The sequence below is a fragment of the Photorhabdus luminescens subsp. luminescens genome, from assembly GCF_001083805.1.
Classification (GTDB): Bacteria; Pseudomonadota; Gammaproteobacteria; order Enterobacterales; family Enterobacteriaceae; genus Photorhabdus; species Photorhabdus luminescens.
Map to the genome: position 1 here is coordinate 1,069,810 of NZ_JXSK01000001.1, position 25,064 is coordinate 1,094,873.

General features: G+C 47.3%; 26 protein-coding genes and 1 pseudogene. 17 read left to right on the plus strand and 10 right to left on the minus strand.

What is annotated here, in order from left to right; all coding sequences use genetic code 11:
- Positions 1-20 precede the first annotated feature (20 nt).
- The 17 genes and pseudogenes from TI10_RS04375 to TI10_RS04450 all read left to right on the plus strand — a co-directional run bounded on the left by TI10_RS04375 (position 21) and on the right by TI10_RS04450 (position 12,659).
- A complete protein-coding gene (locus TI10_RS04375) occupies positions 21-455 on the plus strand; it encodes an HI1506-related protein (RefSeq protein WP_049581995.1) in 435 nt (144 codons plus the stop codon).
- Positions 456-908, plus strand: coding sequence for a gp436 family protein (locus TI10_RS04380; protein WP_049581996.1), 453 nt, complete (start codon positions 456-458; stop codon positions 906-908).
- The gene (locus TI10_RS04385; RefSeq protein WP_049581997.1) at positions 908-1,459 is read left to right on the plus strand and encodes a DUF1834 family protein; all 552 of its coding nucleotides are present in this window, start codon (positions 908-910) and stop codon (positions 1,457-1,459) included. Before TI10_RS04380 ends, TI10_RS04385 begins: the two co-directional genes overlap by 1 nt.
- Before the next feature lie 5 nt (positions 1,460-1,464).
- Positions 1,465-1,641: a DUF2635 domain-containing protein gene (locus TI10_RS04390; protein ID WP_074525116.1), complete on the plus strand. Its 177-nt coding sequence runs from the start codon at positions 1,465-1,467 to the stop codon at positions 1,639-1,641.
- Positions 1,642-3,114, plus strand: a complete 1,473-nt coding sequence (locus TI10_RS04395) for a phage tail sheath subtilisin-like domain-containing protein (protein ID WP_049581999.1) — start codon at positions 1,642-1,644, stop codon at positions 3,112-3,114.
- Positions 3,115-3,125: 11 nt separating this feature from the next.
- Positions 3,126-3,485, plus strand: a complete 360-nt coding sequence (locus TI10_RS04400; RefSeq protein WP_049582000.1) for a phage tail tube protein — start codon at positions 3,126-3,128, stop codon at positions 3,483-3,485.
- A 2-nt stretch (positions 3,486-3,487) separates the two neighbouring features.
- Complete coding sequence (locus TI10_RS04405; RefSeq protein WP_049582001.1) at positions 3,488-3,838, plus strand: phage tail assembly protein; 351 nt, start codon at positions 3,488-3,490, stop codon at positions 3,836-3,838.
- Position 3,839: 1 nt separating this feature from the next.
- A complete protein-coding gene (locus tag TI10_RS26325; RefSeq protein WP_279615310.1) occupies positions 3,840-3,971 on the plus strand; it encodes a hypothetical protein in 132 nt (43 codons plus the stop codon).
- On the plus strand, positions 3,972-5,813 hold the full coding sequence (locus tag TI10_RS04410) for a hypothetical protein (protein WP_049582002.1): 1,842 nt from the start codon (positions 3,972-3,974) through the stop codon (positions 5,811-5,813).
- Positions 5,813-7,159, plus strand: a complete 1,347-nt coding sequence (locus tag TI10_RS04415; RefSeq protein WP_244161503.1) for a DNA circularization protein — start codon at positions 5,813-5,815, stop codon at positions 7,157-7,159. Before TI10_RS04410 ends, TI10_RS04415 begins: the two co-directional genes overlap by 1 nt.
- Positions 7,152-8,234, plus strand: a complete 1,083-nt coding sequence (locus TI10_RS04420; RefSeq protein WP_049582004.1) for a phage baseplate assembly protein — start codon at positions 7,152-7,154, stop codon at positions 8,232-8,234. Before TI10_RS04415 ends, TI10_RS04420 begins: the two co-directional genes overlap by 8 nt.
- On the plus strand, positions 8,231-8,773 hold the full coding sequence (locus tag TI10_RS04425) for a phage baseplate assembly protein V (protein ID WP_049582005.1): 543 nt from the start codon (positions 8,231-8,233) through the stop codon (positions 8,771-8,773). Before TI10_RS04420 ends, TI10_RS04425 begins: the two co-directional genes overlap by 4 nt.
- The gene (locus TI10_RS04430; RefSeq protein ID WP_049582006.1) at positions 8,770-9,210 is read left to right on the plus strand and encodes a phage GP46 family protein; all 441 of its coding nucleotides are present in this window, start codon (positions 8,770-8,772) and stop codon (positions 9,208-9,210) included. Before TI10_RS04425 ends, TI10_RS04430 begins: the two co-directional genes overlap by 4 nt.
- Positions 9,211-10,283 (plus strand): annotated as a pseudogene (locus TI10_RS04435) (baseplate J/gp47 family protein).
- The gene (locus TI10_RS04440) at positions 10,274-10,861 is read left to right on the plus strand and encodes a YmfQ family protein (RefSeq protein WP_049582007.1); all 588 of its coding nucleotides are present in this window, start codon (positions 10,274-10,276) and stop codon (positions 10,859-10,861) included. The pseudogene TI10_RS04435 and the gene TI10_RS04440 overlap by 10 nt, the downstream one beginning before the upstream one ends.
- A 2-nt stretch (positions 10,862-10,863) precedes the next feature.
- Positions 10,864-12,033, plus strand: a complete 1,170-nt coding sequence (locus tag TI10_RS25665) for a tail fiber protein (protein ID WP_075262241.1) — start codon at positions 10,864-10,866, stop codon at positions 12,031-12,033.
- Positions 12,033-12,659, plus strand: a complete 627-nt coding sequence (locus tag TI10_RS04450; RefSeq protein ID WP_049582008.1) for a tail fiber assembly protein — start codon at positions 12,033-12,035, stop codon at positions 12,657-12,659. The genes TI10_RS25665 and TI10_RS04450 overlap by 1 nt, the downstream gene beginning before the upstream one ends.
- A 135-nt stretch (positions 12,660-12,794) precedes the next feature.
- Here TI10_RS04450 and TI10_RS04455 read toward each other — a convergent pair whose 3' ends face one another.
- The 10 genes from TI10_RS04455 to flgG form a co-directional block, all read right to left on the minus strand.
- Positions 12,795-13,370, minus strand: a complete 576-nt coding sequence (locus TI10_RS04455; protein ID WP_049581970.1) for a recombinase family protein — start codon at positions 13,368-13,370, stop codon at positions 12,795-12,797.
- A 294-nt stretch (positions 13,371-13,664) separates the two neighbouring features.
- Positions 13,665-15,023 (minus strand): hypothetical protein, encoded by a 1,359-nt coding sequence (locus TI10_RS04460; protein WP_244161504.1) that lies wholly within the window; start codon positions 15,021-15,023, stop codon positions 13,665-13,667.
- 20 nt (positions 15,024-15,043) lie between these two features.
- Positions 15,044-15,970: a DUF4123 domain-containing protein gene (locus TI10_RS04465; RefSeq protein WP_049582009.1), complete on the minus strand. Its 927-nt coding sequence runs from the start codon at positions 15,968-15,970 to the stop codon at positions 15,044-15,046.
- Positions 15,970-17,940: a type VI secretion system Vgr family protein gene (tssI, locus tag TI10_RS04470; RefSeq protein ID WP_074524875.1), complete on the minus strand. Its 1,971-nt coding sequence runs from the start codon at positions 17,938-17,940 to the stop codon at positions 15,970-15,972. Before tssI ends, TI10_RS04465 begins: the two co-directional genes overlap by 1 nt.
- A 572-nt stretch (positions 17,941-18,512) precedes the next feature.
- Entirely contained in the window at positions 18,513-19,478 is a 966-nt protein-coding gene (gene flgL, locus TI10_RS04475) for a flagellar hook-associated protein FlgL (RefSeq protein ID WP_049582011.1), read from the minus strand.
- A 138-nt stretch (positions 19,479-19,616) separates the two neighbouring features.
- Positions 19,617-21,260 (minus strand): flagellar hook-associated protein FlgK, encoded by a 1,644-nt coding sequence (flgK, locus tag TI10_RS04480; RefSeq protein WP_049582012.1) that lies wholly within the window; start codon positions 21,258-21,260, stop codon positions 19,617-19,619.
- Between the two features lie 130 nt (positions 21,261-21,390).
- Positions 21,391-22,332, minus strand: coding sequence for a flagellar assembly peptidoglycan hydrolase FlgJ (flgJ, locus tag TI10_RS04485; protein WP_049582014.1), 942 nt, complete (start codon positions 22,330-22,332; stop codon positions 21,391-21,393).
- Positions 22,332-23,441: a flagellar basal body P-ring protein FlgI gene (locus tag TI10_RS04490; RefSeq protein ID WP_049582015.1), complete on the minus strand. Its 1,110-nt coding sequence runs from the start codon at positions 23,439-23,441 to the stop codon at positions 22,332-22,334. The genes flgJ and TI10_RS04490 overlap by 1 nt, the downstream gene beginning before the upstream one ends.
- Before the next feature lie 12 nt (positions 23,442-23,453).
- Positions 23,454-24,206: a flagellar basal body L-ring protein FlgH gene (locus tag TI10_RS04495; protein WP_049582016.1), complete on the minus strand. Its 753-nt coding sequence runs from the start codon at positions 24,204-24,206 to the stop codon at positions 23,454-23,456.
- 74 nt (positions 24,207-24,280) lie between these two features.
- Positions 24,281-25,063 (minus strand): flagellar basal-body rod protein FlgG, encoded by a 783-nt coding sequence (gene flgG, locus TI10_RS04500; RefSeq protein ID WP_049582017.1) that lies wholly within the window; start codon positions 25,061-25,063, stop codon positions 24,281-24,283.
- Between the last annotated feature and the right edge of the window lies 1 nt (position 25,064).

Below are 25,064 nucleotides of genomic sequence, written 5' to 3' on the forward strand. Positions count from 1 at the left end.
TTTAAAGGACATGAAATGTTATGTCAGAGAAAATTTCAATGGCTGAAAACGCCGAAACAATGGGTGTTTGCGTGGTTAATACCGCCCATGATGGCTATCGCCGTGCCGGGTTTGTGCTTGTTCGGGGAGAAAACACGTTGCCGGCCGTTGATGTTGACCAGCGCCAGGCGCTGGAAGCTGATCCCCGTCTGTCTGTCACGGTTATTACGACAGATACCGATAATGACGAACCGAGGCGGCTGGCTCATCAAGATGATACAGCTACGTTAACCGGGTCTTATCAGCCCAGCCGTGATGAGCAGCTATTAGGAGCCGTGATGTGTGCCGAACAGGAAACAGACCCGCTGGTCTTTTTCACCAAAAGCGGTACGCCGCGTCTGGAAAAATGGCGTGAAATCGTCGGTGACGATATTACCGTTGATGAAATCACGGCGGCACTGGCGCGGGGTAAATAAATGAGTTATGCCCGGCTTGCTGATATGTACGCGCGTTACAGTCGTGACAGCCTGAACACGCTGACGGATGTCAAGATTGATAACTGGGCGGCATTAACTGATGACGAACTGACGATGGCGCGTCAGCAATTGATACAAACGGCGCTGGATGATGCTTGCGCGACGATTGACGGCTATATCGACAGTCGCGCGACATTGCCGTTGAAAACGGTTCCGTCTGTTCTGGTCAGAGTGGCCTGTGTGCTGGCGCGGTTTGCGCTTGAAGACGGCGCGGCAACAGAAAAAGCCACGAAAGACGGTGAAGATGCGATCCGTCTGCTGGAAAAAGTCGCCGCCGGGGATGTGAGTTTGGGCCTCAGTAAAGAGGCTGAACGCCCCGAGGGCGGTGATATTGCGCAAATCACCAGCGCGGGTAGCGTCTGGCAGCGCGAGAAATCGCGGGGATTTATCTGATGAAGACACCGGCCTCGATCACCAGTGATATTTCAGATGCATTGTTGGCGGGTATTCAGCAGTTGTTTGGTAAGACACTGCGCAAAGTGGATACCCACCCCGGCCAGTGGAGCGACAGCGCCGTCAAGCTGATTATCAATACCGCGCCGGCGGTTTACGTTGCCTGGCTAGGCAGTCGCCAGGGCGAGATACGTCATACCGCGATTAGCACCTGGGGCGTCTTTGTCAGCGCCAGCGTGTTAAATGGTCGGCAAACCCAGGCGCCGGGCATTTATCAGATTGTTGAACGACTCACCGCCTGGCTGAATAACCGCCGGATTGCCCCGGCGGGTAACTTCACACTGACTCAGGTTGGCAACCTGTGGAGCGATACGCAAAGTCAGGCAGGCGTAGCGGTGTATGGGCTGTATTTTGATGCGCCGCAACCGTTGCCGGACCCAATGGCTATTGACGATTTAGACGATTATGAAACGCATTATCAGCAATGGGGGCAGCCAGCGGGGACGCCTGAGCAGGAAGCCCTTATTGATTTACCTATTCAGGATAAATGAAAACCATGACTGAATTGCATATTAAACCCACACCGGGGTTGGTTGTTCGTGACCCTGAGACCTACGAACCCCTGGCTGAAAAAGGCGATAAAAAGCCGCGTATTGGGTACTGGTTACGTCGCCTGAAAGAGGGTGATGTAGTTGAAATTCCTGCTGTATCAACGAAAAAAGGAGCGCAATAAATGGCTCTCTCATTTAATGAAATCCCATCCAATATTCGGGTGCCGCTGTGCTATATCGAATTTGATAACAGCGCCGCAGTGACTGGCACACCGCAGATGTTGCATAAAACGCTGCTCTTAGGATTGCGTATGAAAACCGGACGGGTGCCCGCCGGGCAACCCTTTCGTGTCACTTCTGCCAGCGCCGCCGAAACCGCATTTGGCCGTGGCTCGATGCTGGCTGAAATGGCGGCGTCATTTATCAAAGGCAACGCGTTTGCTGAACTGTGGGCGCTCGCCCTTGACGATACTGACGATGGCGTCAAGGCTGAGGGGAAAATTCAGCTTATCGGTAAGGTGGCCCAAACCGGGCAAATTGCGCTGATGATAGCCGGCGTTCCTGTGCGTGTTACGGTGAAAGCCGGTGATGATGCGGGCGCGATGGCTGGCAAAATCCGCGAGGCGATTAACGCAAATGAAAAGTTGCCGGTGACGGCGAGCGCGGAAGCCCTGGCCGATACTGTGATGTTGAAGGCCAAATGGGGAGGTGAAACCGGTAATGATATTGATGTCCGGATCAACTACTACGACGGGGAAATGCTCCCGGCGGGCATCAATTTAGCGATCACCCCGATGGGTGGGGCCACGGGCAACCCCGATTTAGCGGCCGCCATTACCGCTTTCGGCGATACCTGGTGGAACTATATTGTTAACCCCTTCACGGATACACCGAACCTCGATTTACTGCGTGATGAGCTGAAAACCCGCTGGGGACCGCTGCGGATGATTGACGGGATGTGCTTTCTGGCCTACCGCGGCACACTGGCGCAAGCTTCAACGTTCGGGACGTTACGCAATGATTATCTGTTTTCAACGATGGCAACGGGTATTTCGCCGCAGCCAACTTATATCTGGGCGTCCACCCTGGCGGGCGTGGCGGTGGGTTCACTGAGTATTGACCCGGCCCGCCCGCTTCAAACGTTGCAACTGCCCGGTATTTTGCCGCCTGCCGCGAGTGACCGCTGGGCACTGAATGAACGTAACTTGCTGCTTTATGACGGGATGTCAACATTCAATGTCGCGGCGGGCAATGTCGTGCAGATCGAGCGTATGATAACGATGTATCGCCAAAACAGCTTCGGCGACCCCGACCCCAGTTATCTGGATGTTGAGACTATCGCGACACTTTCGTATCTGCGTTACTCAACCCGGGTGCGTATCACGCAAAAATACCCGCGCCATAAGCTGGCTAACGACGGCACGCCGTTTAGTGCCGGTCAGGCGATAGTCACGCCGTCAGTCATCAGAACGGAGTTGTTAGCCTTATTTACCGAACATGAATTTGCCGGTCTGGTGGAAGATTTCGACGCTTTCAAAACGACGCTGATTGTTGAACGCGACAGCAATGATCGCAATCGGCTTAATGTCCGTAGTAACCCGAATCTGGTTAATCAGTTCCGTATTTACGCTCACGCTATCCAGTTTATTTTGTAATAAGGAAAAATATGGCAAGCCCCTATCAATACACCGGTATTGCGTATATCCGGCTGAATGGCAAAGAGATTCCAACCAAGGACGGCGCGCAACTGACGCCGGGCGGCGTAACCCGCGACCCGGTTATCGGCGCCAGGGTTTACGGCTGGCAGCAGACACCAAAGGAGGCCCGGTTGAGCTGTGTTATTTCACAAGGTCCCGGCGTCAGTCTGTTTGTGATTAAAAATATGGTGGATGCGACCATTGAATTTGAATGTGACACCGGCGAGCGTTTTATGCTCGCCAATGCCTGGTGTGACGGCAATGTGTCCCTGACCAGTAAGGGTGAACTCTCCGCTGAATTTATCGGCATTGAATGTAAGGAAATTTAACCATGTTTCAGTTAAAGCACGGCCTGCAATACGGCCAGGATGACGAGGCCGAAAAGCAGTTTGATGTCGAGCTGCGCCAGCTCACCGCCGGCGATTTGATTGATGCCGAAACCGCCAGTGAGCGGGTCGTGATGACGGAAAAAGGCCCGGCGCTGCTCTCCAGTCCCGCCTTAATGGGCTATGAGCTGTTACGCCGCACTATCGCGCGTGTCGGAAACATCAACGGCCCGATCCCGATGGCACTGTTAAAAACACTGCATCAGGACGATTTGGAGTTAATCGCCGGCCAGGCTGGTTTACAGCGTCATGTCGCGATGGAAACCATGAAACAGGTGGCCGACGAGGGGCGATAGTTTGCAGTGCGTTCGGGCTATCGAGCGCACTGCCTTATCCGTCGGTATCCGGCTTAAAAGTGGGCCAACCTGGGCGCTGGCCTTACCGTTGCCGAAACTATTGCTGTACTCACACTGGCTGGAGAAACGTTAAGTGACAACGAAAAATCGCGCCGAATTTATTGTTAATCTGGTCGGCAATGTGACGCAAAAATCCCGGCAATTCGGGGCCAGTATCCGCCGGTTCGGCACAGAGGGCAGTCGCTCAATGCGGCTGTTTTCCAGTGCGGTCACGGGGGCGAACGGTATTCTGGATAAATTTGATAACCGCATGGTGGGATTCGTCACCGGCGGCGGGCTGGCAATGGCAGGGAAACAGGTTGCCGACCATCAGCAGACCATCACCGAACTGGGCACAACCTATAATCTGACGGCCGACCAGGTGATGAAACTGGATGCCGCAGTAACCAAAGTGGCCGCGCATCGTAAACTCAGCACTTCCGATTTAACGACCGGGGCAGAAGCTTTCCTGGGCAAAACGAATGATTTTGAGGCCACGTTAGCGCAACTGGACAATATCGCGCTCAGTATCAATGGGATCAAAATGGAAGCCAGTGCTGCCGGGAATGAATTGGGCGGGATGTTTAATGTTGGCTTTAAGTCCCCAGAGAAAATGCGAAAATGGCTGGACAGTGTAGTTTCTGCCAGCAAAGAGGGAACGGGCAATATCGGTGATCAACTGGCCGCATTAAGGGGATTGGGAAAAGATACAAAATGGCAATCCCAGTTAGACCAGCAGCAAATGCTGGCAATGCTGCGTATTGCTAATGCCGAATTCAATGATCCAGAGCAGGCAGTTTCTGCCATGCAGGGTTTTTACGACGTTATTAATGATAAAGAAAAGCAGAAAATTTTAAAACGAAAAGGCCGAATTAATGTAAAAGATAAAAATGGGCAGCTAAAACACCCTGCTGATCTCGCATTTGAAATCAGTAATGCAGCCAAAAATAAGGAACACAATTTAAAAGATGTTTTTGATGGCGACACCCTGAAACTGGCCATGGTTTTTGCTGATCCCAAAAAACGAGATTTGGTAAAAAAACTCGCACACCCAAATAATATTGAAGAGGGATTGCTGGAGAAAAAAGCCACGCAGAATGTCCAGACGTTTAATGGTGCATTAACGTCTCTAGCGAATACCGGGGAACGATTTGCGCAGTTAAAGCTGGCTAAGCCGGTTCAAGACCTGGCCGATGCCATTCATTCGCTGACGCCGGAAGAACTAGACAAATACGCCGCTGCTGTTGAAAAAGCCGCGTATGCGATAGGGGCGGCTGTGGCGGCGCGTTATGTGTATCGCGCCGGTAAAGGGGTATACAATTTTGCTAAATATATTAAGGGCGGTCCAGCGGGTTCAGCAGGCGGGGATACCTCTTCGGGAACATTAAGCGGTGCTGATGTGGTGCCCGTTTATGTCACGAACTGGCAAGACCAGCACAACAATAATCATGCCACTGGCCCTGATGATATCTTTAAATCAAAAAAAGGCAGGCTCCGCGGAGCGGCAATTACATCAACCGTCGCGCTGCCCTTGTTGTCATCCGAAGAAGCAAGTAAAAATCTTAATAAGTATTTTGAACAGATGCGTGAAAAATACCCTCATGCATACGATAAGAACGGTCAAGAACGCGGCTCTAAACTATTCCCGGTTAGCCTCAAGGAGTGGTGGTATAAGCGTAACGATCAGATAGTTAATGAAGGACTCAAACCCTCCCCTTATTTAACCGGAAATTGGGAGCAGAAGTCTCCCCCGTCGTTGGCAGAACCTGCAAACCCGCAGCCCCAACCGCAGCAAAATCCGCAAAAATCCCCAGAGGGGAAGATTGTTATTCAGGTTGAAACGACTGGGGATATCAAAGCGAAAACGAAATCAGTCAAGGCTGAGAATGTCGATTTGCGAGTGAACACAGGTTACAGCTACGGGAAAAGTTATTGATGGAAATTGATTTTGACCAGGTTATGACACTGTTTAATGACAATTCATGGCGCAGCCGCGTCGGTAACGGTAAGGGAACCTTTCGCGGTCAGACTTTCTATATTATTGATGATGCAACGCTGACCGGTGGTCGTCGCGTTGTCCGTCATGAATATCCCTTGAGGGACGATGGCGAAACAGAAGATATGGGGCTGACTACGCGCGAGTACTCATTTACCGCGGTGGTATTTGGTGATGATTACTTTAATCAGCGTGATGCGCTGATAACGGCACTTGAAGCCCCCGAACCCGGCGAAATCGATCATCCCTACTGGGGTAAGCAACGGATTCAAATCGAAACCTACACCGTGCGGGAATCCTGCTATACCGGTGGGGTTGCGATGTTCTCGGTCACCTTTGTGCCGGCAGCGGATAAAACAGCCCCAGTTGAAGCACACAAGCCCGAACTGAACAGCGACAGCCTGACGAACCGCGTTCTGTCCGATGTCACAGCAGCATGGAATACCGTAACCGGCGCAATCGCTAAAGTCACGGATACGCTGAATACGGTTGAAGCCACAGTTAACACCATTGTTAACGGTATTCGCAGTTTACCGGCCACCTCTGGTATGAACCAGTTGTTGGGGTCTGCGTTAGCGCTGAAAGGTTCCTTAAAGAACCTGGTTAATGCCCCGCATCAACTCTTTGATGATATTGCTAATTTAGTCAGTGGCATGGCGGAAGTTGCTCCACCGGCGGTTGCCAGTCGGGCGTTACGTAAAACCGGCAGCAGTATTCAGGTACAATCAAAACCGAATGTGCCGGCAGTGGCGCATTTACAGCATGTGGTTAATACCACAACCACCGTTTTTATTGCGGCTCAACTCGCCGAGTTAGTGTTAAACGCCGCGACAGAAGCCGCGAAAACCAAACCGCCGGCACCTTCATTAACTCTGGCCGGAATGTCTTACACCGTTTTTTCTCTGTCAGCCGTTAATGCTCAGTCATCCGAGGGTCCGGTAATTTCCATTCCTCTGATTGAAACCCTGGATGATACCCGCAAAGCCAGCGTACAGCTTGATGACGAGCTGATGCAGTTACTGATAGCGACCGGTGATTTGGGCTGGTTTGAGACCTCAAATCAGCTCCGGGATTTTCGCATTACTTTTGTGCAGCAAATGCAAGCCACGGCGGGGGCGTTACCTAGTGCCAGACATATTGCGCTGGCGGGGACGGAACCGGCTTTAGTGACACTTTACCGTGAAACCGGTGATGTGCGGCAACTGGACCGTTTTATCCGCCGCAACGGTATCCGACACCCGGCGTTCGTGACCGGCGGCGTAGAAATCGAGGTCATCAATGGCTAACACGATTGAATTAATTTTGGGTAACAAAATCTATTCAGGCTGGAAAACACTGGATGTCACCCGCAGCCTGGAAGATATGGCCGGTCAGTTTTCGTTAGGCGTCACAGTTAAAGGCAGTGACTCACCACTGGTACTGATACCGGGTCAATCTTGTCAGCTTGAAATCAACGGTCAGCGGGTAATTACAGGTTATGTGGATACGGTGGAAACCAGTATTGATGACGAGCGAACTATTTCGGTATCTGGTCGGGATAAAACCGGTGATTTAGTCGATTGCGCGGCCATTCATGGTAAAGGCCAGTGGCGTAATGTCACCCTGGAAACTATCGCCAAAGACTTGTGCAAGCCGTTTGGTGTGACTGTTCGCTGGGAAGTTAAAGCAGCGTCAGCAGCAACAGTATTCAAGCAGTGGCAAATTGAACCCGGCGAAACTGTATTTGATAATCTTTCCCGCGCGGCCCGGCATCGTGGTGTGCTGGTAACCAGTAATGCCCTTGGTGAACTGGTTTTTACCACTGCCGGCACGGAAAAAGCCGGTGTCTTAGTGCTGGGGCCGGCAGACAGTCAGGGCGTGAAGATTCAAACCATTGACGCTTGCCTGTCCTGGGTTGACCGGTTCAGTCTGTACCGCGTTAAGGGCAGTAATGCCGCCGGCGGTTTATGGGGTGAAACCCAAACCCCGGCACAATCTACCGCGATTAATATTGATGTGCGTGATGCTGAAATTACCCGCTATCGCCCGACAATTATTCTTGCTGACGATAACCTGACTGCCGCAAAAGGTAATGCGCGTGGCTCGTGGGAACAGAAGCGTGCATTGGCGCATGGCGTAACCGCCACGGTTGGGGTGACAGGCTGGTTCAAGCCAGACGGCCAGCTTTGGCAGCCTAACGAACGGGTGACGTTAAACGCCCAGCCAGCCGGATTGAATGAGAAAGAATTGTTGATTGTCTCGGTGAATTATACGCTCGATAACGATGCCGGCACAGTAACAAAGCTTGAACTGATGCCGCGGGAGGGTTTTAACGAACCCGCCCAGCCTGAACCCAAAACCAATAATGGGGTATGGAAATGATTAATCAGATTAATAAGCTCACCGCCAGCATTCAGCGCCGTGTCCGGCTGCTGATTTCGCGAGGCGTGGTTAATATTGTCAATGACTCGCTGAAACAACAAAACTTGCAGGTTTCCCTGCTTGCTGATGAAGCTGCTGACGATGTAGAACGGTTTCAAAACTATGGTCATAGCAGCGTTCCGCCCGCGGGCAGTGAAGCGATTGTCTTGTCTGTCAGCGGCGTTCGCCAGCATCTTGTTGCGATTGCCGTCGATAATAAAAACAGTCGTATGGGTAAGCTAAAGGCGGGAGACAGTGCGCTTTATCACCTGGAAGGGCATCATGTTTTACTGACTGAAAATGGTGTTGTTCGCATTCAGTGCAAACGGCTGGAAGTTATGGCGGATGAAATCGTGTTTGACACGCCCCAAACCCGCTTTACAGGCAATGTTGATATAAAAGGTGTGAGTTCAGCCGCCAATCATATGTCAGGCTCAACCAGCGGTAAAGACCATATTCACACTGAACACGACGGATACAGCACGAGCAAACCACAATGAATGACATCGCGCTTCAATGGCAAACCAACAACGCTGACATTGTTATCGAGAGTGCTGATATTGTGCTGGATAACTCATTAGCTACCGCGGTCATTATTTCCTTGTTTACTGACCGTAGGGCGCTGGATTCTGACGAACTCCCTTCGGGAGCCGGTACTGACAAACGCGGTTGGTGGGGAGACTCATTTAATGCGCGGCCAATCGGCAGCCGTTTGTGGTTGTTATCACGAGAGAAACAGTTGTCATCGGTTTTGCATCGTGCCAAAGCCTATGCAGAAGAAGCGCTGGCCTGGTTGATTGAAGATAACCATGCAAAGCAAATCAATGTTGCTGCCACAGCCCCCGCCCGCGGGATTTTACTGTTAACAGTGACTATTACTCTATTCAACGGCAGTGTGTTGCCATTGTCGTTTAAAGCTCATTTAAGTGTGATTTAAATGCCGTATAAAGCTCCCTCACTTAGCGTGTTACTGGCTCGCACTCAGTCAGATATTGAAAGTCGTTTACCCGGCACCTTTGCCCGTTCTGCATTCAGTACAACGGGGGCAATTGCTTTTGCTAATGCGGGTAACGCAGCCGGATTGCATGACCATCTCGCATGGACTAGCCGACAGGTTGTTCCGCATCTTTCAGACGATGACAAGCTGCTTGAACATTGCGAGTTCTGGGGGGTATGGCGTAAACCCGCCACCCAGGCGATAGGGAGTATTACAGCGACTGTACTGAATGAAACTTTGATACCAAAAGGGACACGTTGGCAGCGCCCAGACAGTGTTGTTTTTGAGTCTGCCGATGATATATATGTGGCTCCTGGGGAAACCCTGGTTTCTGTTATTGCTATTGCCCCGGCAGGCAGGGCAATACCGCGTCTGGTGTTGAATTTGAGTTAGTTTCGCCGGTGGTGGGTGTGAAAACTCAAGCGATCAGTCAGTACATCGGTGGCGGTGCAGAACTGGAATCGATGGACTCACTGCGTTCTCGTTTGTTGTTTAGAGTGCAATATCCACCTTCTGGCGGCAATAGATACGACTACGAACGCTGGGCAAAGGAATGCGCTGGGGTTACTCGGGCGTGGTGTATTCCGCGCTACCGGGGATATGGTTCTGTTGGCGTTTTATTCGTGATGGACGAAGAAACAAACATATTCCCACGTGATGGTGATTTAACGAGAGTGAAAGAATACCTGACCGGGCATATCAACCCTGTCACAAACCAAGCGGAAGGCAAAACAACAGGCGCGGAATTAATTGTTGAAAGCCCTGTTGCCAAAGTCATTAATTTTCGCATTCGTTTATCGCCGAATACTGAAACGGTCCGCCATGCCGTAAAAACCAGTCTGAAAAGCTATCTGGAAAATCTGCCCCACGGCGGGCTGGCTTTGCTGTCAGAAATGCGAGCGGCAATTTCTAATGCTCCTGGCGAAATTGATAATACCGTGATTTCGCCCGTTGTTGACGTATATGCGGCAGAGAATGAGATTTTCGTGCTGGGAGGTATCGAATGGCAATGACAGCCAAAGACTATCAAAAATCCGGTCTTGATTTACTGCCCGTCGGCAAAGCCTGGGTGAGAGATCCCGATAGCGATTTGGGTAAATTAATGCTTGCCTCCGGCGAAGAATTTACCCGTATCGACGTGCTCAATGACGCTATTTTAAATGAAATTTATGCCGACCGGGCTTTTATGCTGCTTGAAGATTGGGAAGACTTTGCCGGGCTTCCAGATTGCAGCATTGACGATGAGTCAACGATTGACAGTCGCCGGCAGGCAGTAAAAGCAAAATTGGTCATATCGGGTAGTCTTTGTAATCAATTTTATGAACACTTGGCCGCAGAACGCGGCTATCGCATCAAAATCGAGGAGCATTACCCGCATCACTGCCTGCGGGGATGCAACTATCCCATTTACCCTGAAAAGAATTGGTTTCGTATTTTTGTTCATGTTTTTGAAAAGACAATGCGTTTTTCAACTGTACTGGATAATTGTCAGCAACGCTTGCGTGTTGCTGACGCGGCAGACCTTGAGTGTTTATTAGAACGATATGCCCCCGCCGAAACTGAATTTGTATTTATTTATCATGAGGATTAACGATGTTTGGACTTGATAATCCATCGGGCGTTAGTGTGATGCCGCCCATTACGCCCGCGAGTAACCCTAACCCACTCTGGTTTACGAATGGTGGTGCGGGCCTTGCTGTCAGCTATCCCGGCCAGGAATGGTTTAACATTGTGCAAGCCGAATTACTTGCCGTTTTGCAAGAAGCGGGCATTAAGCCCGACAAAAGCAAATTAAATCAACTTGCTGTGGCAATTAAAAGTATTGCGGCTGAAAGAGGTATTGAACTAACAGATAAACTCGGCAACAGCAGTGCATTAGCTGCATCACAAAAGCTTGTTTCTGATGTCAACGACAACGCAAATAGCAAATTGTCCAAAAACCAAAACGGCGCAGACATTCCCGATAAAAATGCGTTTGTGAAAAACCTCGGCTTGTCGGAAACCGTGGCACAAGCTCGAAATGCCGTACCGAGCAGCCGGAAAGTGAACGGCAAGGCGCTGACCGGGGATATCAGTTTGAGTGCGGGGGATGTGGGGGCTTTGCCAGCGCTTAAGTCTATCGACAAGATACCTGACTGGGGATATAACGGCCCTTTTAGAGGGAGCCGCACAGTGGACTACGCGCGCGGGATTAGCGTCGGCGATAATGACTACGGGCAAATCTGGGTTGATAGCTCTGGGCGGCTGTATGGCCGATTTTCAAATTCAACGAGTAAAGAAATCCTGGGCGGTGAATGCGCCTATACAAGTGATATTGCAGTCCCTGTCGGCGTCCCCGTTCCGTACCCCCATCGATACACGCCAGCCGGTTATCTTACGTGCAACGGTCAATCATTCGATAAGTCTTTATATCCAAAGCTAGCAGAAGCTTATCCTGATGGCAAAGTACCTGATTTAAGAGGCGAGTTTATCCGGGGATGGGATGATAGCCGAGGGGTAGATCCGGGGCGAGTGTGCGGGTCGTGGCAGGGTGACGCACTTCAAAATATTACCGGGTCACTCGGTATGTATAAAGGTGTTGAAGTTCCGCGTGCAAGCGGGGCTTTTACAGCGATATTTCGAAATGAAACGGTGTCAGGTCACGTGGGTGGAACATTCAACAGCAGTGGAGATTGGAATTTCGACGCATCACGAGTCGCGCGTACTGCAAACGAAACCCGCCCCCGCAACGTCGCATTTAACTACATAGTGAGAGCAGCATAATGACAGAACAGAAATACTCTTTAGAACATGAAACCGCCGTATTGGGTAAAGATGGATTAGCGATTCAAGCCGGCTGGATAAAGGTTTATCACTCGAATCAAATCACACGAGAATTCACAAACTCTGATATTGAGTATGTCATGCTCGGTGTCAGCTTATCAGCCGGTGCTTATCCCGATGCGCCACAACTTCCCGATTCTCACGATAAAGCTGTTTGTCGCAGTGAAGACGGTAAGTGCTGGGAAATACTTCCTGATTATCGCGGAAAAATCGCTTACGACACGTTAACTCGCGCTCCGACTGAGATAACAGAAATCGGTGAACTGCCGGATACGCTAACCTTCAAGAAGCCTCCCACAGACTTCGATACGTGGAACGGCAAAGAGTGGGTAGTTGATAAAGACCTTCTCAAATCCCATCAGATTAATGAAGCTAAGCAACAACAAGCAGCACTGTTACAACAAGCAAATGAAACACTTTCATTGCTGCAAGACTCTGTTGACTTAGAAGTTGCTACAGACTCAGAGAAAGCCGCTTTGCTCGAATGGAAAAAGTACAGAGTATTGCTGACTCGTGTAGATGTGAATCAAGCGCCGAATGTGGAGTGGCCGGAGGTGCCGAAATAAAAGACATGTTACATGTTTGATGTTCACTGCCGCACAGGCAGAACGGAGCCGGTGTAGCGAGTCGCGTAAATTGAAAAAGCGCGTCATTTAAATTGATAAAATTTCCGCGCCGCGCTTTTTATCAAAATATGTGATTTATTTTAGCTGTTCTTGCCTGGTTTTCTCTATTGGTAAATATTTATAAATAGTGGAGAGGGAAACATTGTAAATCAGCGATAGCTGTTTACGTGTGTGACCTTTTACCAGTAATCTAGCAGCTTGCTGTTGTTCAGCAACTGATAATGCTATTGGCCTGCCTCCAACCCTCCCTTGCGCACGAGCAGCTATTAATCCAGCGATTGTCCTTTCAACTATCAACTCCCGTTCCATTTCTGCCAGTGCACTCATAACGTGAAAGAAGAATCTCCCCATTGCTGTACCAGTATCAATACTGTCAGTCAGACTCTGAAAGTGAATGCCACGTTCACTTAAATCGGAAACTAAATCGACCAGATGCTTTACACTACGACCAAGCCTATCTAGCTTCCAAACAACTAAAGTATCTCCTTTCTTAAGTCGTTTTAAAGCCCGCTTTAAACCAGGTCTGTTGGTTGTTTTTCCACTTAATTTATCCTCAAAAATTTGCTCACAATTTATACTTATCAACGCATTTTTTTGTAAATCGCTGTTTTGGTCATTTGTTGACACCCGGATATAACCAATCTTTGACATGTAAATTCCGTCGCAGCACATAGAATAAATTGTATTTATCAAAATTAGCTCTATGTGTGAGTGTGCGGAAAACCTCACGCTGATTTACAGTGTTTCCATCTGAATAGGTGACCTGTTAATTTAACCGCTGGATAAGGTCTCTCAAGTGGCCTTTTTTAGATCAATTAACGTTCAAAATGAGCGTTTGCAAGAATGGAGAAAGAAATGAGCAAAAAGCAGCCAATCATTGACTGCAAAAGGGTCTAAATAAACCACATGTTTTGATAAAAAGCGCGGCGCGGAAATTTTATCAATTTAAATGACGCACTTTTTCAATTTACGCGGCTCGCTACAATGGTAGCCAGCCAGATCGATCCCTTTATCATGTTGATCAAGTTCAAAACCCGCCGCTGTTTTTACAGCCACGCCCGCTCCCATTGCGACTTCCATTATCATAATATGGGTCTTAAAGGCGACATTCACTTTTCCTACCAGACTCAATTTCAAATCATTCTTATTACCGGCGTCAAAAGTCCACTGCTTTTGTTTATAAGCGGCACCCAACTGAAAGGACAGATTGCATGTCAAAATAATGCAACATTCCAGATCTAAATAGTTTTTATCATTTGAATTCCTGCGGGCCACCGCCTCCCTGAATTTGGCTGCCACACGCTCTATCTTGCAATACGCCGCTCCCATTTGGATAAGATCCAGTTTTGCCGTCATCCCCAAAAAAGGAGCGGCACTGAAACCCAAAAAATGGGTACGGTCATCCATCGAAGTGGTTCGGTCATAAGCATAAGCCAGTCCAATATTGATGGGGTCCACCTTGAGCTCAAGCAGTTGGTAACTGCGGGTGCCTTTTGAATCCGGATCGGGGGCCAGGTATTCTTTGGTGTAACCCAGTAACTTTTCCACCCGATTGATGGCCTCTAAATTGGGCAGGTTTTTCCTCACCTTATTAATTTCCGCAAACTTCGCCGAATAATCCATATCCTGAACCTTTAAAGCATATTCGACGTTAATGGCCGTCTGTCGGGTCAGATAAAATGGGTCTGTATGGGTTGTCCACCCACTGCGCAGTTTATTGCCATTTTTAGGCTTGACATTTTCCATCGCCTGACGCGCTTTTTTCTGTTCATCACGTCGCTCTTTTACAGTGCGTTCTCCATGAGAAAAATCAAAGCTCAATCCAACCGAAACCATAAAACTGACCGACGGGTAAACCGCTATCGTCGCGTACTGTTGACTATCCAGGCAGCCCTGGGTTATTAACTTATAATAACGCGGTTCACTGTAGATATCTGTCGGGTTGGCAAGATTAGATAAATAAAACCAGACACTTTCCAAATCACTTTCAATCTCAGCGTCTGCCAACTGATCTTTATAAAATAATGTCACCTCCTGCGGAGCATTAAATTCCAGCGTTTTCTCTTTCTGTCCCCCCGTTAGCACCGCATGATGTTTAGCCGCATTATTACATTTAGTTTCAATCTGTATCGTCCCTTTTTGACCTTTTCCATGATCAATCAGGCTCATCTTAATTGCCGGCTTTTCAGGCCAAATCTGAGTATTCTGACCAAAAGTGACGCTGATTTTATAAATACAGGGGTCCGGGTTGTCGCATGTCATGCAGGCAACACCGGCACGGGATGAAATAGTTTGCTCAGCCATATCAATTACCTTTTAATTACCTAATCGGGGATAAAACCCAATTCGCTTTTTAATAATGTTTCCATCCGATAATAACCCGGCCACTGGGGGTCTCTGAGTGCGGTTAACCATGCCCGCGGGATTTGCTCAAACTGATTGATATGTCTCTCCATCAGTAAATAGAGAAACCCTCCAATGGCGCGTTCATCAGTGATTTCATTATCACGACAAAAATAAAAACAATCCTCTGCTAAGGTTTTATGTTGAATAAATGTCGCCTCATCCATGTAAGCGGGAGAATAATGTGTCTCAGGGAACGGGTTTTTCAATATCCGGTCTGAATGTGCCGACAGGGAGTCGTATGGCAGATCTATCGTACCGGCGCCATTATGGTAATTGACTTCATTAATAAATTGCGTCAGTTTATTAATATATCGTTGCTCGAATAGCTCATTTAACTGAGCATATTGCTTTGTTGTGATCCGCAACATCTTTTGTCTGGAGCATGCCTCTGCGGGAAATGGTTTTCTGACCGCGTGAAAATTATCTTCATGCTTAACGCCCATCAGAGAAGTGCTAATTTTATTTATCGGCCCCAGAAAACAGTGAATTTCCCAGTCACTGAGGACACTGAGAAACTCCCAGATATTGCGCGGATCATAAAATCGGAAAAATACCGGTTTATCTTGATCGGGTAATAATACTTGAAGATATTTGCGTAAATGTTGACGCAATGTTTTCATATCCGCTTTTGAGTGAAGACAAATTCCCCAGCATGTTTTCCATTCCTCTAAATACAGTCCGACTTTTTCTGTTACCTCCACCAAGTAAGGCGCCACCTTAAGCAGTTCAGGTGATAAAGATTCGTCATAAAGACAAACCGCAGGGGGATTAAAATTTTCCAAGATAAAAAACAATCGGTATTCAATCGCACCGTCAATGACGGCATAATATTTTTCAGCGGCCATCAGTTGTTATCCTCCTTCGGACAGTGTGCAACAAACAAGGAACCGGCACTGGCGGCAGCTTGCAAAATAACCGGATTCGCCGGTCGCAATAAATCTCCAGGACTCCCCCCTGAGTTCAGATTAATAGATGGACCTTTAATATCGACACCATCAGCATGAATAACAATAAAGCTATTACCTACTTTCAGACTGATTTTATTGCCGCTTTGCACCGTAATATCACCATTGGTATCAATACTGAGCATACCCTGAACTTTCTGTGCCACATTGCCGCCAGCTTGCAAAGTTTTGTCACCCTCAACCTGAACAACGTAGTTCCCGGTGGTTTTATGCTCCTGCTGCCCATCAACCGTTATTTTACGGTTGTTGGCAATCACCAGTTCGTCATCATGGCCAATGCTGGTTGTACGGTTGTAATTAATTCGCTCATCCCGGGAATTAAGCACCTTAATCGCCAGATTCTTCTGAGCATGAATAAATACCTCTTCCCGATCTTTTTCATCTTCAAATCTCAGTTCATTAAAACCATCCCCTTTATGAGTTTTTGAACGAATGGACATCTGGGTTTTTGATATCGGCAGAGGATTAGGCACAACATTAGCGGCATGATAGGTACGCCCAGTAATAATTGGCTGATCGGGATCGCCATGTAGAAAATCCACCAGCACTTCCTGCCCTACACGCGGGATAGCAATCATACCCCAACGCTTGCCGGCCCAAGCCTGACTGACTCTGATCCAACAGGAACTTTGGTCATTGAATTTGCCATATTGATCCCAGGCAAACTGCACCCGCACACGCCCGAATTCATCACAAAAGATCTCTTCCCCCTCAGGGCCAACCACGGTCGCAATTTGTAGGCCGTCAATGCGCGGCTTAGGATAAGGCGAGGGACGCCATACCCGGTTACGATCGCCAAAGGTGAAATCATTCGTTAAGGTCGTCCCCATTTCACCAAAACGGGATTCATCCGCCTGTGGTTGTCTACCGTGATGGCTGATGCTAATGACCAGCCACAAGGCATTAAATTGCGCTTTCGGATGATCAGTCAGCGTAAACCCTGATGCCGGCGCCAGAGCAAAACAGTCACTTTGCCCACGGCCAAACATAGCATCAGTACGGAGCGCTTCCAGACGATATTGACTCAGGCGCTCGCCAATCGCACCTTTTTTAAAGCGCCCGGGAAAATCATAGTAAGTGTAACTGGGTAAATCTGAACGCTGGTGGTTAATTTGGCGTTCGTGATATTCATATTCAGCCCCCCACAGTGGATTTTTAAAAGTACGATCCTTCAACTCAATATTGGCAATCCCGACCTGTTCACGCCAACAGAATCGACTGATACTGCATTGGCTTCCTGTCGCATCCAATTCTGGATGATAAGGCAGTGAAAGGTTGCTATTTATCCGATAAGAATCAGTAAAAACAATTAATGGCTCTCCCCGCTCTTCACTAAAATCAAAATAATAAAATATTCCTTCATCAGCTAATAAACGATGAAGAAACGCCAGATCACTCTCATCGTATTGAACACAAAATTCCCGTTCAGGATGTTCATAACGCAATAGGAAATGGAAGTTTCTAACGCCATTTTCTTTCAACAATTTTTCGACAATCTCGGTCACAGATTGACGCTGGAAAATACGGGAATTAACCCGTAATCCCGCACGCCATAAACTAGGGTGAAGGGTCAAGGAATAATAACTGCGATGACGACCTGTCGTACCTTGTTCAAACTGAGTCACAATCCCAGTGACACTGCGTTCTATTTTTCCATCGCGATAAACGGTTAGTGTCGCAAAATGATCCAGAACATCCGCAAAATCAATATCCGGGTCAGCACTGGTTAATGTCACCTCCAGACAAAATAATGTTGATAGCGCTTCATCTAGCGTAAAGTCAACCACAACAAAAGTTTTCTCCGGGAGACTACCCGCAGTAAGTGTAAAAACCAGCCCTGAATCTGTCATGACATTCCTCCTGATTGCAGGAAGTGGAGATTCAGGGAATTAAGCAGATCATGTAAAACAACCATAATTTCACCCTCTTTGACTTAAATGATTACCGCACCTATTCACTGGCATATTCATTAACCACACTTTTCTCTGTTCAACATATGAGCGGGAGAGTAGAAGATGAAAGAAATAATCAACTTATTTTTTAAAAAAAATGATATTTTATTCTGGTGAAAACAGGGGTTTTGGCGTAAAATTTCAATATATTGAATAGGTTATGTTAAAACTAACTATAATGATTTTATTAGCCAAAATCGCTGACCTGAATCAGTAATAAAAACAAAAGAGGAAACTGAATTAACGTAATATTTCAAACGATATATTTTTCTTTTCCACTTATTAGTCGAATCCGCCGTATATATTTAATTGCGAAAAAATATCATTGATTTTATTAAAATAAATATCTATAGGAGTATTAATTCAGAAATAAAAACAGAACTATTTAAATAATAAATAATGACGTAAGATATTTAATTGAAAAATCGCTGGCCTGAAAACCAGCGATTAAAGTAAAAATGCAAACCAAATTAGCGGAATAGTTCAAACAACGACATGCCTTTCATATCGACAAATGTCTTATACGATGCTTGAAGTATTGTTTGTTGCTGATAATAATTCGAAATTGTTGAATTCCATTCTACGTCAACCAGCTCACTCAAACGGCTTTTATTAGCCAGGCTGCGTTCTGCCCCCAAGCTATTTAATTCTTCCATTTCTCTCAGTTGTAAACCCAATACCGATTCCACCGAAGAGATATTATTCAGCGCGTTGCGGGCGCCGCGGTTAGCCTTATTCAACAATTCCAATGCATCATCACGCGTCTTTTGATCTGCCTCGGCCAAAGGTGTTTTTAATGACTGAATCGCCATGTCTATGGTTTTAAATATATCAGATTCACTTGGGCTGCCATCCGGTTCTTTTATCGGATTGCTGGTAGACGAGAGAAACACTTGAGCACCAGTATGTCCAACGATCATAGAGCGGTTGCTATCCACTTTCTGAGTCATTTCCTCAGAACCGCCCCGATAGCTAACTGTACCGCTTGTACTCTCATCAAAAGGTTTCACATCCGTTTTATAACCGGAAAAAATATAGCGGCCATTACCATCGGTGGAGTTACCCAAATTCACCAGTTGTTCTTTAAATCCTGTCAGTTGAATAGCCAGCGAGTTACGATCTTCATCGCTCAATATGCCGTTTACTGTGGCTACCAGACTTTCATGAACATTTTGAACCACACCGACAGCTTTGGCTACCACACTCAATTGCATGGAAATCGCGTTCTTAGCAAACGAGCGAGCGGTCATATATTGCTGGTTCTGAGATTCAGCCTGAGCAACCATCACACCCTGAGATGCCGCCATCGGATCATCGGATGGATTTATTACCCTCTGACCACTGGATAGCTGTGCTCCCTGCTGCATCCATTTCGATTGAGCAGTAGTGATACCAGTCATTTTCTGGTCGTACAATATATTGGTACTTACGCGCACAATATCATTCCTTTTAAATATTCAGCTATACCCTTTATCTTTCAAGCTGCTGCTTTCTGCAACTCGAAATCTATTAGGTATACATGCCAAAAATATCCGAGTAATTCTCAGGCTATTTTTTATTAAATGGCACGTTTATTAACGACGGAGTTCCAAAATGGCATTAAACAGCGTTGTAGCAGTCTGGACCACTTGCGCATTAGCCAGATAGTATTGCTGTAAGTTTTGTAATGCGCCATATTCTTCATCTATGTTGACGCCGGAAACCGACTGCTGTTCAGCGTAAAGTTGTTTAGTAATATTATTCTGCGTTTCTAAATCAACATTCGCCGTGCTGGTCTGGTTACCAATGGTACTAACCATCGAAGCATAAGCGCCAGAAAATGATGCTTTACCCTCTACCAATTTTTTGCTCTGCAATTCAACGAGTTTTTTGACATTAACGTTATCACTCGGCCCGCCATCTTTAGTACCGGCAGCCGCCAATTGCGATGCATCTTTAATATTAACCGCCATACTGCCAATAACACCGTTGACCCCTTTCAGAGTATATCGATCGTGTTCTTTTGCATTTGTTGGATCAATTTCAACTTTTAATCCATCAAATTCCAGTGTATTACCTGTTACTTTGGCAGCAATATCCGCCTTATCAGAGGCCCGCTGGATTTTCCAATTAGTACCATCGTAGCGAATATGATAATCACTGGCTTTTATCGCTGAGGTATCGGTATATTCCACTTGAAAATCAGCCGAACCTTTATTTTTACTATCGGCAATCACATCCGGGTTATTAAATGTGAAGAAATCTTCACCCGGTTTGCCTTTTAAATCAAAACCAGAGCGGTGAACCTGATTAAATTGATCGCCCAATACCAACGCTAATTGGTTTAACTGATTACGAGAATTATCCAGCACTTCACTACGCGCCCGTAATGTACCGCTTAATTGCCCTTTATCAATGTGTCTTTCATCAATTTCAACAATGTCGCCAAAACCACGATCATAGCCTAATGTAATGCGACTACTGTCCGCATTGGATGAAATCGCTTCCACTCGATAAGCGGTTGTTCCCTGAACCAGCGTCAATCCACCGGCAAAAGTCACATTATAAGTGTCACCGTCCTGCTGAGTCACACTCACGCCAACCAGTTTATTCAGTTCATTGACCAATTGATCACGCTGATCCAGTAATGCATTCGGCTCAGCACTACCGCCGCCTCTCATACGGGTAATTTCACCATTGAGTTTAGCAATTTGCTGCGCATAGTTATTAATAGCCTCAGCCGAGTTATTTATTCCCCGATTAATGTTATTTTCCATTTTACGCAGGAAGTCATCCGCGCTTTTCAACTGGTTTACCAGCCCCTTTGATTTACCAATCGCTGTTGTTCTGGCTGCATCATCTTCCGCATTACTGACGACATTTTGTAAACTAGTAAAGAAGTCATCAATGGTGTTTGATAAGTTATTCGCTTTGTCTGCCAGCAAATTATCAACCTGGGAAATTTGCTGATAATAGGTGGTTAATGCGCCTTGTTTCGCCTGCGCAGAAGACAGTTGTTGATTAATAAATTCGTTATATTGACGGTTAATACTGGTAACAGTTACGCCATTTCCGATAAAGCCAACGGACGTCATCGTGCCGCCGTTTTGATTGATAACGGTTGATTGCCGGTTATAACCAGGAACTTTGGCATTTGTGATGTTATTACTCACGGTCCCCAGAGCAATCTGAGCAGCTTGAAGGCCGCTCATCGCGGTATTAATAAGACTGTTGGACATCAGAAGATCCTTTTGCGTTTTATTTATGTCTCCGCTGGCGGCGGCAAACAATCTTTCAGATAGCTAAAAACAACGTCTGAACTGCTTTTATTTATCGGCTGAACTCAATAAAACTTGAGCAAAATAGAGATCAGAATAGTTTACTCAAATCGTAGGTATACGCTTTTACCGCCTGTTCTCCAGCACCTTTTAGCTGTTGAATAACTGAGACCAGTTTTTTCGCATATCCGGGGTCCGTTGCATACCCCGCCTGTTGCAAGGAATAAGCCCCTTGCTCCGGGGTCATAGAGCGGGCAACGTTGGCGTAACGGGGACTTTCTGTCAGTAATTTGACGTAATCCTCAATCGCTTCCACGTAAGAGCCATAAACACGGAAGTTATCCTTCATTTTCTGCGGCTCGCCGTTGATATATTCTGTGGTTAAGATGTTAGTTACCGGCCCTTTCCAGCCTTTACCGGCTTTAATACCAAACAGATTATGGCTTGGCTTACCATCAACGGTCAGAATCTCTCTTTGTCCCCAACCGGACTCTAATGCGGCCTGAGCAATAATCAGCAAATGGGGAATACCACTGCGTTGGCTAGCTATCCGGGCAGGGGTCGAGAGCGTGGATACAAAATTCGTACTGTTCAGCGGTAGCGGTTTTGGCGCCGCCTCGGGTTTCGGTACCGTTCGACGTATAAATTGCTCAAGCGCCTGCCTTGGCAAGGTTTGCAAAATCTCGTTATCCGGCGTCATAGGTATTTTGCCCGCTATTTCATTGGGGACAGTTTTAGCGTTAGAAAGCTGCTTGAGCAGCATATCGGCAAAACCTAGCCCCCTCTGAGCGATATTCTGCGCGATTTGTTGATCGTATATCGAAGTATAGAGGCGCGTCTGTTCGCTGCTCAACATGCCATCTTTAGGCAGGGACGAACGCATACTTTTAAGCATCATCTGAACAAACAGCCCTTCCATTTGTTGGGCTACTTGCCGTAGCCCCTGTTGTGGATCTTTTGCCAGATTGGATTTTAATGTGTTAACCGACTGTACATCATAAGCCGCACCGGGCAGGGTTAAAAAATCATTCATCAAATGATCTCCAGCTTCGCCCGCAGACAACCTGCACTTTCCATTGCCTGTAAAATTGACATTAAATCATTCGGTGTCGCACCCAATGCATTCAACGCTTGAATAACATGGCTCAAACTTGCACTGGCGTTAACCTGCTGCAACGCGCCATTTTGTTCACGGACAGCAACAGCGGGATTACGGGTCACAACGGTACTGCCGCCGGCTAACGGTGTATTTGGCTGACTAATAACCACCTGATTATCGACAATGACAGAAAGATTCCCTTGAGCAACCGCGCAGCTATCCAGCATGACATTGCGGTTCATGACGACAGAGCCGGTGCGAGAGTTGATAATCACTTTGGCATCACCGACATCAACACGAACAGTCAAGTTCTGCACATGGGAGAGGAATTTAACCTGCTCGCTTTTATCTCTCGGCATACGCAATTGTACTGTGCGGGCATCCAGCGGCGTTGCGGTTCCCGTTCTGCCCGCACGATTGATCGTATCGCTGATTTGCTGCGCCAGTGAGAAATCTTCGTTATTTAATTGAAGATTCAGTATGCCATTTTCACCAAACTGCGTAGGCAATTCACGCTCAATCACGGCGCCGTTACTAATCCGACCACCCGCAAGCTGATTGACTTTTACACTGCTTCCCCCGGCGCTGGCGCCAGCGCCGCCAACCAAAATATTACCCTGCGCCAGAGCATAGACCTGATTATCAACACCTTTTAGCGGTGTCATCAGCAAAGTACCGCCACGTAAGCTTTTCGCGTTCCCCAATGAGGAAACCACTACGTCAATATTCTGTCCGGCACGGCCAAACGGCGGTAACTTCGCGGTGACCATCACGGCAGCCACGTTTTTCAACTGCATATTGGTTCCCGGAGGAACGGTAATCCCCAATTGGGATAACATGTTGCTTAAACTTTGGGTGGTAAATGGCGTCTGAGTAGTCTGGTCGCCGGTTCCATCCAGCCCAACCACTAATCCATAACCAATCAACGCATTTTCCCGCACCCCTTGAACCGTGGTGAGATCACGGATGCGTTCTGCTGATGCAGTCGTTGTCGCCAAAGCCAGCAATACCAGAAGAAGGCTGACAGCAAATTGTTTTATCATAACCATCCCCGGTTAAAATGGCGCGACATTGAGGAAGAAACGCTGTAACCACCCCATGTTCTGCGCTTCATTGATATAGCCATTCCCCACATATTCAATACGGGCATCAGCGACCTGATTGGAACTGACCGTGTTATTAGCATTAATTGTCCGCGGGTTAACCACACCGGAAAAACGGATAAACTCCGTTCCCTGATTGATAGCAATCTGCTTCTCACCGACCACATGTAAGTTACCGTTTGCCAGTAACTGATCGACGGTCACGGTAATCGTTCCTCTGAAGGTGTTATTCGCATTAGCGCCGCCTTTCCCACCAAAAGTATTCTCAGCTTCCATATCCAGATCGGTTTTATCTCCACCAATTAACCCTTTCAGGAAACGGGGAGTCAGTGCTGCGGAAAACGTGTTTTTTCCATTACGGCTGGCATTGGCCGAAGAATTCTTACTGGCGCTGACATTTTCCTGCAATGTAATCGTCAGAGTATCGCCAATATTTCGTGGTCGGCGATCTTCAAATAGCGGCTGATAACCATAATAAACCGGCTGTACGACTTGAAAAATAGCGCCATTAGGGACTGGCGCGGTTGCCGCAGAAGGTGCTGCGGTGGTTGCTCCCTCAACCAAGGGTTTTTGCGGTATATACGCACAGCCCGTTAGTGACAATACCGCCAGTGCTATACTACAACGCCATTTATTCGCCACATTTTTCCGTAAATGACGGAATTGACAAACGGCGCTGGTCTCGGCAACAGCCATTGTATCCATCTTCGATACTCTTTATTTATCCCTGAATAACGGGGAAACTGAGTGTTCCCCCGCGGTTCTGATTGACGATTAGGTTATAACTGAGTCAGTTTTTGTAACATCTGATCAGACGTCGATACCGCTTTACTGTTAACTTCATAAGCGCGCTGAGTCTGAATCATGTTGACCAATTCTTCAGCGATATTAACGTTAGATGTTTCCACATATTTATGATAGAGCAACCCTGTGCCATTAATTCCAGGCGTGTTTTCAATCGGCACGCCAGAACTGCTAGTCTCGACATAAAGGTTTTCGCCGATACTTTCTAACCCATTGTCATTGATAAAGGTTGTCAGGGTCAGTTGGCCAACTTGCTGAAGTGCCGATTGCCCCTGTACTTTCACACTGACAACACCATCACGACTGATGTCGAGGTCCGTTGCGTTATCAGGAATAGTAATGGTAGGAAAGATCAAAAAACCGCTAGCGGTTGTCAACTGCCCGTTTTGATCTTCCTGAAATGAGCCGTCACGGGTATAGGCGCTGGTACCGTCCGGTAACTGAACTTGAAAGAAACCCTTTCCTTTAATAGCAACATTATGACCGTTATTAGTTTCAGATAAGTTTCCCTGACTATGTATACGTTCTGTTGCTACCGGACGTACCCCGGTACCTATCTGTAAACCAGAAGGTAAACGGGTCTGTTCCGATGACATCGCCCCGGGTTGACGAATGTTCTGGTAAAGCAGATCTTCAAAAACGGCACGCTGGCGTTTAAAACCATTGGTGCTGACGTTCGCCAAGTTGTTGGCAATCACATCCATATTGGTTTGCTGGGCATCCAGCCCAGTTTTAGCAATCCATAATGATCGGATCATC